The 3180-nt window shown below is 36.2% G+C and carries 4 protein-coding genes; all 4 read right to left on the bottom strand.

All coding sequences use genetic code 11. The features are described 5' to 3' along the window. Positions 1 to 169 precede the first annotated feature (169 nt). Complete coding sequence (locus tag B5D12_RS02145; RefSeq protein ID WP_078755282.1) at positions 170 to 763, bottom strand: alpha/beta hydrolase; 594 nt, start codon at positions 761 to 763, stop codon at positions 170 to 172. Further along, positions 747 to 1700, bottom strand: coding sequence for a VOC family protein (locus B5D12_RS02140; protein WP_078755281.1), 954 nt, complete (start codon positions 1698 to 1700; stop codon positions 747 to 749). The genes B5D12_RS02145 and B5D12_RS02140 overlap by 17 nt, the downstream gene beginning before the upstream one ends. Before the next feature lie 2 nt (positions 1701 to 1702). Next, positions 1703 to 2680, bottom strand: a complete 978-nt coding sequence (locus B5D12_RS02135) for a ring-cleaving dioxygenase (RefSeq protein WP_078755403.1) — start codon at positions 2678 to 2680, stop codon at positions 1703 to 1705. Positions 2681 to 2972: 292 nt separating this feature from the next. Beyond that, positions 2973 to 3180 (bottom strand): zinc ribbon domain-containing protein (locus B5D12_RS02130; RefSeq protein ID WP_143412023.1); only part of this gene is annotated, 208 nt, incomplete at its 5' end.

The following is a 3180-nucleotide window of genomic DNA, read 5'->3' as shown; positions in this document are numbered from 1 at the left end:
TCATTAAGACGCAGTTTGAGGCCACTCAACCACTGCGCTTTGAATTAAATAGATATGCCTGAACAGAATTAAAAAATTTTTTTGCCCAGCCTTATACAGTGACTCATACTGTTGATATACCCTATATAGCCAGTACAAAAATAAATTATTAAAGTCTTTGCCCAAACACTTATCCAAGCCACTCTTTCACTTGATATAATAACAGCATATTAATCTCATGTGATTGTACCCAAAAGGTAGTGACATCGGCCTTTCGTGATTCGAAAAGGGTTACCACCCGTTCGCTTTCAGAAATTGGCACAATAGGGTCTTGCTTACCCATTGAAATAAAAATTTTTTGGTGTGATAGTGAATGAGTTTCATTAATAGGAACTGGGTACATTGGCGCCATTAAAATAGCTTTGTTAAAGATTGATTGGTCTTTTAATAACAGCTCAATCGCGATATTGGCCCCATTGGAAAACCCCACAATAATGGCTTTACTCAAATCAAACGCATATTTTTCACTTGCTTCAATAATAAACTCTCTTAACATTAATGCTCTTTGCTGTAAATCTTGCACATCATACACACCTTCTGCTTTACGCTTAAAGAATCGTAAAGCCCCGTGCTCATTGACATTTCCTCGAATACTTAGGACGCCATAATCAGGATTTAAGAAATCTGCAATTGGTAATAAGGAATGCTCATCTCCACCTGTTCCATGTAATAAGATAAAAGTGGGGGCATCCATCCTTTTAGCTTTTTTATATAGATGTTCCATCAATGGCCTCCTTTTTTGATAATAATTGCCGATTAGAAGATGAATACTTGTTAATTCTAGCCGTTATGGGTTCAATTTGAGCTAGTATGTTGTCTCTATCTATCTCAAAATGGGGTGGGATTTGTAATGTTTGTCCTAATTTATCAAAAGACTCATCTACTTCTAAGCCTGGATCAACAGTAGCAAATTCAAAAATAACATTCCCTTTTTCTTGTAAATAAATCGATTTAAAATACTTACGATCTTTAACTTCGGTAATGGCAAATTGTTGTTCAAAAAAATAGTCTTGCCATGCCAATAATTCTGTTTGAGAAGGTACACTCCAAGCTAAATGGTGGACCGTTCCCGTACCCCAACGTCCTTTAGGTAAAGGAGATTCATTGACAATAATATGCTGTGCTAGTGGACTATCCGTTTTAAAAAGATGAGGTCCAACCTTTAAAAGTCCTAAATCATTGGTTAACAAGGATTTAGTGGCTGTTGGGTTTTCAGATAAAATCGCCACCCCGTGAAAATCATAAATAGCTCTCGTTTCATGCTCTACATCCATTTCAACTATGGCTAAATCTAAAGAATGAGGATCACTAAATTCTAAAGTGTCTTGGCCAAATAACTGTGATCGTGTTGTTTCAATGCCTTTAGCAAATAAATAATGCTCCCATTCCTTTAAATAACCTTTAGGTACTCTAAATGCAATCCTGCCTATTTGTCCACCACCTTTTCGACCATGGGTCGCATGTTGCCAAGGGAAAAAGGTTAATAAAAAGCCTGGATTCACTTGCTCATTTGAAAAGTAAAGATGATATACTGCCGAATCATCAAAATTAAGGGTTTGTTTTACTAATCTTAATCCTAAAATATCTTGGTAAAATTTAATATTTTCATTAATATCACCAACAATCGCACTTATATGATGAATGCCCTTAACTTTTTTCACGTTTAATCCTGCTCCTCTTCCCCACGCCAAACTGTCTCAAACGGTCTAACTTGTGCCTCAATTTCTGCTCTCTTAGGCTCTAAAAACGGAGGTAAAGATAATTTTTCTCCTAAGGTTTCATATGGTTCGTCTTGCATAAAACCAGGTCCATCAGTCGATAACTCAATTAAAATATGACCTACACGCGTATAAAGCGCCTCAAAGTAAAAACGATCGACATATCCAGAACTTCTAATACCTAACTTATTATAACGATCTAACCAAGCCATCAATGCCTCATGGTCTTTCACTCGGAAAGACACATGATGGACTTGTCCATAGCCTGGCTGACTTTGTCCGGATTCGCTATCATTAATTAAGATAACACGACCACCATTACCACCTTCCCCTACTTCCAATAAAGCACGTTCCTCGGTTAATTCGATTGTTTTCATACCATAAACTGTTTCTAAAAAAATGCGAAAGTCTTCAAAATAACTGATCGTAATTTCAATAGGACCTAAACCAGTAATGGCAAATTCTGCTGGAACCGGACCTTTCTTCCAAGGAGTCCCCGCGGGAATCCCTTGGTTATGTTCATCTGAAAATAATTGGTACTTTTGACCATCCTCTTCTTCAAAAGGTAATACCTTAACACCATATACTTCAGTAATCGGATCATGTTTTATTCCCATTTTTTCAAAGCGCTTTTGATAGTAGTTTAAAGCTTGATCATTCGGTACTCTCAAACCAATTCTTGAAATTAAATTAGTTCCTGGTAATCCTTTTGGATTATTGGGAAAATCAAAGAAAGTCATATCGGTTCCCGGAGCCGCGACATCATCGGCATAAAATGTGTGGTAAGTATGGATATCATCTTGATTAACTGTTTTTTTAACCAATCTCATCCCTAAAATTTTTGTAAAAAATTGATAATTACGTTCAGCAGAATCGGTCATCGCGGTCACATGATGGATTCCTAATAATTCGTGTTGCATAATAGTCCCCTCTTTCAATAGTTGATTGAACTTAGTTCGAATTCAAACCAATTTGATTATGGGTTTAATATTATCACACATATTTGAATGAGTCAAAGAATTTAATCCTAATTAGTAATTTAAATAAGAATAATCATCTAATCAACTACTCTCCGTTAAAACAGAGAGTTTGTCCTAAACATGGTGGTTGTACGAACGATGTAATATCTCCAACCGTTTAAAGACACTAAGGGATGGTTGACTGGCACCCCATCAATAAGCAGTCTGTAGACACTTACTGAATATTGTTTGATGTTTAATAATTTTGTATTGGCACAACTTTTTCAAACCGTGGGTTTTTCTCACTCGACAGATATCGGTGACCCAATTCTTTAATATTGATAGCTGCCACACGGTCATCATTTGATTGATACCCACAATTCTGACAAGTAAACAAGTGCTTATCTTGTTGTCTATTAGCTTTATCAATTGATTCGCATTTTGGACAACGTTGGGACGTAAAT

Source organism: Globicatella sulfidifaciens DSM 15739 (genome assembly GCF_900167405.1).
GTDB classification, from domain to species: domain Bacteria; phylum Bacillota; class Bacilli; order Lactobacillales; family Aerococcaceae; genus Globicatella; species Globicatella sulfidifaciens.
This window is presented reverse-complemented; position numbering and strand designations above follow the sequence as displayed.